Source organism: Streptomyces sp. NPDC020845 (genome assembly GCF_044334165.1).
Classification (GTDB): Bacteria; Actinomycetota; Actinomycetes; order Streptomycetales; family Streptomycetaceae; genus Streptomyces.
In genome coordinates, this window is record NZ_JBIRSJ010000011.1 from 423,348 (window position 1) to 430,042 (window position 6,695).

Annotated in this window: 2 protein-coding genes and 2 tRNA genes; 2 read left to right on the forward strand and 2 right to left on the reverse strand. The window is 73.5% G+C overall.

From position 1 onward, the window contains the following. Positions 1 to 4: 4 nt before the first annotated feature. Positions 5 to 4,642 carry a PAS domain-containing protein gene (locus tag ACH4U7_RS30535; protein WP_398531016.1) on the reverse strand — a complete coding sequence of 1,546 codons (4,638 nt, stop codon included), beginning with the start codon at positions 4,640 to 4,642 and terminating at the stop codon, positions 5 to 7. A gap of 225 nt (positions 4,643 to 4,867) precedes the next feature. After that, a complete protein-coding gene (locus tag ACH4U7_RS30540) occupies positions 4,868 to 5,320 on the reverse strand; it encodes an SSI family serine proteinase inhibitor (protein ID WP_398531017.1) in 453 nt (150 codons plus the stop codon). Positions 5,321 to 5,525: 205 nt separating this feature from the next. Between ACH4U7_RS30540 and ACH4U7_RS30545 the strand changes: the two genes are divergently transcribed. Both ACH4U7_RS30545 and ACH4U7_RS30550 read left to right on the forward strand, forming a co-directional pair. After that, a tRNA-Ser gene (locus ACH4U7_RS30545) sits at positions 5,526 to 5,615 on the forward strand. 318 nt (positions 5,616 to 5,933) lie between these two features. Continuing rightward, positions 5,934 to 6,006: transfer RNA gene (locus tag ACH4U7_RS30550), tRNA-Arg, on the forward strand. Positions 6,007 to 6,695: the final 689 nt, after the last annotated feature.

The following is a 6,695-nucleotide window of genomic DNA, read 5'->3' on the forward strand; positions in this document are numbered from 1 at the left end:
GGACTCAGTTGTTGCCGATCTTGGCCAGCAGATCCACGATCCGCCCCTGCACCTCCGCGCTCGTCGAGCGCTCCGCGAGGAACAGCACCGTCTCGCCCGAGCTCAGCCGCGACAGGTTGGCCGGATCGATGTCGGCGGAGGTGTAGACGACCAGCGGGGTGCGGTTGAGCAGCCCGTTCCCGCGCAGCCAGTCCACGATCCCGGCCCGGCGGCGGCGCACCTGCATCAGGTCCATGACCACCAGATTCGGCCGCATCTGCGCGGCGAGCGCCACCGCGTCCGCGTCCGTCGCAGCCCTCGCGACCTGCATACCGCGCCGCTCCAGCGTCGCCGTCAGCGCCTCGGAGATCGGCTGGTGCTCCTCGATCAGCAGGACCCGCGGCGGGTGCTGCTCGCTGTCGCGCGGGGCGAGCGCCTTGAACAGGACGGCCGGGTCGGCGCCGTACGCCGCCTCGCGCGACGACTGGCCCAGCCCCGCCGTCACCAGCACCGGCACCTCGGCGGCGACCGCCGCGGTACGCAGCGACTGCAGCGCCGTACGGGTGATCGGCCCGGTCAGCGGGTCGACGAACAACGCGGCCGGGTACGCCGCGATCTGCGCGTCCACCTCCTCGCGCGAGTGCACGATCACCGGACGGTAGCCGCGGTCGCTGAGCGCCTGCTGCGTGGACATGTCCGGCGCGGGCCATACGAGCAGCCGGCGCGGGTTGTCCAGAGGCTCGGGCGGCAGCTCGTCGTCGGGCGGCGGGGTGCGGTCGTCGACGATCTCGATGGCGCCGTTCGGCCCGTCCAGCGGCTCCGGGCCCTCGGCGCCCTCGTCGGGCGCGCCGATTGCGAAGGCGCGGCCTCCGGTCTGGGGCGAGCCGGGGCGCCCAGGTCCAGGCCCCTGCTGGGGGCGCGGCTGAGCGCGGCCGGCCGGTTCGAGCTCGGCCGGGGCGGCCGAGGCGGCCGGGGCCGCCGGGTCGAGCCGGGCCGCCAGCTTGCGCCGCCTGCCCGAGGCCCCGGCCGCGGCCGGGGTGCCGCCGGACGGCGTCTGGGGCTGGCCCTGCGGGTGGTGCGGGTGCTGCTCCGATACCTGCTGCGCGAACGGCACGCCCTGCCCCAGGGTCCGCACGCTGATCGCGCGCCCCTGTGAGGCATCGGCGCCCGGCCCGGCCTCGGCGGGCAACTGCTGCGGCCGGCGCTGAGGTTGCGGCAAGGGCTGGGGCTGCGCGGGGCCGCCCGGCCAGGGGCCCGGCTGCGGCGCGCCCTCTTCCATGGCGGGCATCCCGCCTGGCGCCGACTGCTCGTCGGCCAACGGCCGCCGGGCCCGCCGCCGCCCGGTGGGCTGCGGGGCGTCGTCCATCTCGCCCGCGTCGTAGGCGTCGTACGGACCCTCGTCCGTGTCGTACGGGCCGTCCGGCGCGGCCTGGCCGCTCGGGGGCTGGGCCCAGTCGTTCTGTTGCTGTTCGGGGGTGCGTGCGGCGGGGAGGGCGGGCATGGCCGGTCCGGCCTGGGCGGGCGGGGGCGTGCCGGGGCCAGGGGCGGCCGGCCATCCGCCGGACGGCTGACCGGCGTTGGGCGGTACGGGGCCGCCGCGTACGGCGAGGCCCCCGCCCCTGCTCGGTACGGGCGCGCTGCCTTGGGCGGCTTGGGCGCCGTGCCCGCCGTGGCTGCCTTGGGCTGCTTGGGGGGTGCCTCCGCGCGGGTCCCGTGCCCCGTGCTGTGCGGGGACGAGGCCCACGGGCCCGAGCTCCGGCGGCAGCGCGGACTGCGGGGTCCGGTCGGCCGCCGCGGGCGGCAGGGCGAATGGGGACCGGCCGCCGACCGGGTCACCCGCAGGCTGCGGCTGGGCCTGGGGTTGTGGTTGAGCCTGGGGCTGGAGTTGCGGCTGTGACTGGGGTTGCGCCTGCGCCTCATCGGCCCCGGCTCGCCCGGGCGCTTCGGCGAGCGCGCGCCGGGCCCGCCGTCGTCCGGCGGGCTGGGCGGCGGGCTGGGCAGGGGGCAGCGGGCCGGGGCCCGCGTTCGCGCCGCTCGGGGGCTGGGCCCAGTCGTTCTGTTGCTGTTCGGGGGTGCGTGCGGCGGGGAGGGCGGGCATGGCCGGTCCGCCCTGGGCGGGCGGGGGCGTGCCGGGGCCGGGAGCGCCGGGCCGGCCGCCGGCCGGCGGGGCGGCGTCGGCCGCCGCGGGCGGCAGCGCGAGGGCGGCCCGCCCCTGTCCGGCCTCGGCCGGGGCGGCGCGACGGGCCCGCCGCCCGGCGGGGGGCGACGGCTGCCCGGCCATGCCCTGGGGCGGCACCGGCCCCATCGCGGCGGGCTGGGGGCCGGGTTGCGGGTTGGCTTGCTGACCGGGCTGCGGGCCGGGTTGCTGAGCGGTTTGGGGGCCGGCCTGTGGGCCGCCAGCCTGTGGGCCGGCACCGCGGGCATGGCGATGGGCCTTCGAACCCTGGCCGTCGGTTTGGGCGTTCGCGTTCGCGACCGCCGGCTGCTGCTCCTCGTCGGGGTGGCGGCGGGCGCGCCGACGCCCGGTCGGCTGCGGTTCCCCGGCCGCGGCCGACTGCCCCGGGGTGGTGTTGTCGCCGTCGGGCGCGGGCGCCGCGGGCCCCGCGGGCACGGAACCGGCGTGCGCGCCGCGGTGACCGGCGCCCTGGGTGCTGGGCGTACGCGGGTCGGCGCCGCGCGCGGGGGGCTGTCCGTCCGCGCCCCCGTTGGCACCGCTTCCGTCGGTCCCTGCGCCGTTCGTACCGGCGCCGTTCGTTCCAGCCCCGTTCGTACCGGCGCCGTTGGTTCCGCCTGCGGCCGCGCCGGCCGGGCCGCGCCGTGCGCGCCGTCCGGTCGGTCCGGTCGGCGTCTGGCCGGTGCCTGTGCCGTTCGTCCCTCCCTGGCCGGCCGCGGAGCCTGCACCGGAGCTCGGACCGGAGCCCGCACCGGTGTTCCCGGCGCCGGTGCCCCGGCCGGACGTACGCCCCGACGCCCCTGCGGCGCCGTCGGCCTGGCCCGTCTGGTCCGCCTGGGCGGCGGCGGCCGCGGAGATCGGCACCTCGAGGACGTAGGCGTGCCCGCCCATGCCCGGCATCTCATGCGTCTGCAGCACGCCCCCGTGCCGCCGTACGATCCCGCGGACGATCGGCTCGTGTACGGGATCGCCGCCCGCGTACGGCCCGCGCACCTCGATCCGTACGACATCGCCGCGCTGCGCCGCCGCGACCACGATGGTCGAGTCGCCTGTCGCGCCGCCCGGGCCCCCGGCCGCCTTGCCGGTGGAGTCGACCCCCGCCACGTCCGCGATCAGGTGCGCCAGTGCCTGCGCCAGCCGCTCCGCGTCCACCTCGGCCTCGATCGGCGGTGCGTGCACGGCGAACTGCGCCCGCCCGGGGCCGATCAGCTCGACCGCGCCCTCGACGCCGTCCGCGACGACCTCGTCCATCGATACCGCGTGCCGGGTGAACTCCTCGTCGCCCGAGTCGAGGTGCTGGTAGCTCAGGACGTTGTCCACCAGCGTGGTCATCCGGGTGTACCCGGCGGCGAGGTGGTGCAGGATCTGGTTGGCCTCGGGCCACAGCTGCCCGGCCGGGTCGTCGGCGAGCACGCCGAGCTCGCCGCGCAGCTCCACCAACGGGCCGCGCAGCGACTGGTCGAGGACGGCGAGCAGCTGGGCGTTGCGAGCGGCCAGCGCGTCGTACCGCTCGGTGTGCGCCTCCCGCTCCTTGGCGAGCTGCGCGGTGAGTTCCTTCCGCTCCTTGGCGAGCTGCGCCGTGAGCTTCTTCTGCTCCTCCGTGTGGCGCGCGGTGAGCTTTTCCAGCTCCTTCGCGTGCTTGGCCGTGAGGTTTTCGACCTCTTCCGCGTGGGTCGCCACGAGGGTTTCCTCGGGCCGCCGGTCGGTGAAGGTCATCACCGCGCCGACCAGCTGCTCCCCGTCCCGCACGGGCGCGGTCGTCAGGTCGACCGGTACGGGGCTGCCGTCCTTCGCCCACAGCACCTGGCCGCGCACCCGGTATTTACGGCCGGAGCGCAGGGTCTCGGTGAGCGGGGACTCCTCGTACGGCAGAGGGGAACCGTCCGGGCGCGAGTGGTGTACAAGAGGATGAAGCTCCTGACCGCCCAGGTCACTGGCCCGGTAGCCGAGGATCTGCGCCGCGGACGGGTTGACGAGGACCACCTTGCCCTCGGTGTCCACGCCGACCACGCCCTCCGCCGCCGCGCGCAGGATCATCTCGGTCTGGCGCTGCTGGCGGGCGAGCTCGGCCTCCGTGTCGAGCGTCCCGGTCAGGTCGCGCACGACGATCATCAGCAGTTCGTCGCCGGTGTAGCTGTACTGGTCGGCGTAAGGGGTCCTGCCGTCCTCCAGGTTGGCGCTGGTGACCTCGACGGGGAACTGCATGCCGTCGGTGCGCCGCGCGATCATACGCGTCGGCTTGGTGTGACCGCCCTCGTCCTCGTCGCCGGGGCGGCGCATCGAGCCCGGAATGCGATTGGAGTCGAAGGAGGGGAGAAGATCCAGCAGACCACGGCCGACCAGCGCTGTTCCCGGCACCTCGAAGGTCTCGAGCGCGATGTGGTTGGCGTTGACGACCGTGCCGTTGCAGTTGACCAGCAGCAGTGCGTCGGGAAGGGCGTCGAGTATGGCTGCGAGGCGAGCAGCGCCTCGGGATGGCCTGCTGCTCACGACGACGCTTCCTCCCTGATGTACCGCACCTTGCCCCGACACTCGCGGTCGTTGTGCCGCCCCGTCCGTGGAGTGTCCTCAGAGGAGTCTACGGGCAGCGGGGGCGGACGCGGCGGTAGATGAGAGGGAGGTCGCAGCACGACGTACGCGTCTCGGCGCACGCCCGGACAAACCTCCTGGGCCGGCTCTCCGGCCGTTCTGTCCCAGGCCTGGCCAATCCCCAGGTCAGCTCCCAGGAAGGCGCAAAACAACGGAAAATCTGTCCCATCGGGCGATCTCACAGCCATTGACCCGCGAGAACTCCGCGTCCACCGGCCGCCCCGCCCAGCGACCGCGCAGCTGCGCGGTGGCCGGTCCCCCGTACTGCCCCGTGCACATCGCCCCGGGCGGCACGGGCGCGAACGGATCCCTCCCCCACACCGTCGCCGAGTCCAGCTGATCGCACGCCCCGTGCGCGGCCGGGTGTGTCCCGCCCGCGGGATGGCACGCCAGCGTGTACGTGACGGAGTCCGCGGCACCGCCGCTCCGCGACACGGTCACGATCAGGTGATCGGTGCCCCCCTCGTCATACGGCATCGGCAGCGGCACGGGCGCGGCCGCCCAGGCGGTGGCGCTCATCGCGGTGGCGGAGGCGGTCGCCGTGAGGACGGCGACGGCAAGGCGGTGCAGCAGGGGCATGGGGGCGCTCCAGGTGTGATCACAGCGGGGCGCACTGCCCCTGCCCCTCTAACGCGCCGCCGTCGTGCGCGTTGCGCCGCCATAAGGGCTTTGCGATGCGCCCCGCCAGCCGAGTACCGTAGGCGGCGATTGGTGACATCCCCCTGGGCTGTGACATCATCTGCACACACCGCATCTCGCTCGCGCGAATATGCTCGGTGTGCATGGAGGCTTCGCCTAGTCTGGTCTATGGCGCCGCACTGCTAATGCGGTTTGGGGTAACCCCCCATCCCGGGTTCAAATCCCGGAGCCTCCGCACTCACCGGAGCCCCGGCCCCACGGCCGGGGCTCCGCTGCGTTTCCCCACACTCGCGTGAACTCCCACCCGCCCCGCTACCCCCTTCGTGGCTTCCCCGGGCCCTAGCGCGGTGATCAGCCGACGGCCGCATCCCTTGAGCCCCACGCCTCCTTTTGCCGTACGCGCAGACGCTCCCCGCCGATCTTCCGGATGGCCGCCAAAAGAGAGTTTTCCCAGCTCAGAGGGGGTGAGGGAAACGGATTTCGTCTGACGCCGCAGGTCATGTAATGTTGTCCCCGCAACGCCGACCGGCAAGAAAGATCGCCGGGAAGCCAAGCGCTCGTAGCTTAACGGATAGAGCACTTGACTACGGATCAAGAGGTTGCAGGTTCGAATCCTGCCGAGCGCGCCCCAGCTCAGAGGCCCCTTCCGAACATCGGAAGGGGCCTCCGGCGTATGCGTTGACATCCAAACTGACATCAACGGCCACGCGGGCGGATCAGGCGGGTATGGGGACACCGTCCAGGTCGTCTTGATGCCGCGCAGGGCGTCGCTGGCTGAGGCGGCGAGCCAGTGGGTGTGAGCTGCACCACGGATCGTGAAATCAATCGCAGGCGGGAAGGTCGGCAGGCCGTCACGCGATGGCCACGGGAAGCCTGTGAACCTTCGAAACCAAGGCTTCTTGGCGCTTTCATTCGCTAATGTGCCCAGTCAGGGTGTTGCATAACTCTAGAAACGAAGCTCGGGCTCGATAGATTAGGCATCTGAGCCCAAGAGCCCCGCAACTGAACTGTCGGCTGAGGACCAGGAGTTCGGGAGGGGGCTCTTGGCAAGTCCCTGTGTCCGAAAACAAGGAGACTCAATGCAACAGCTTACGGAACCCGTACCCACCAGCCCCAGGGCTTGCTCATGGAAGAAGCGTGCGCGTCGGTTGTCCTGGCACGCTTTGCAGGGCGCCGCGTACACGGCAGGGGCGGGCCTTGTCACGATCGGCCTGCGTCTTTGAGGTTCCCCCGCTGTGCGGGTGTGGCTGATTAGCTGGTCAGGGCGGGTTGACGTGGTTTCAGGTTCACTGGTTCGGCCGCTGCCTGGTCGGCG

Coding starts and splice junctions, on each gene's coding strand:
- ACH4U7_RS30540 (WP_398531017.1), bottom strand. CDS start 5,320: ATGCCCCTGCTGCACCGCCTTGCCGTCGCCGTCCTCACGGCGACCGCC.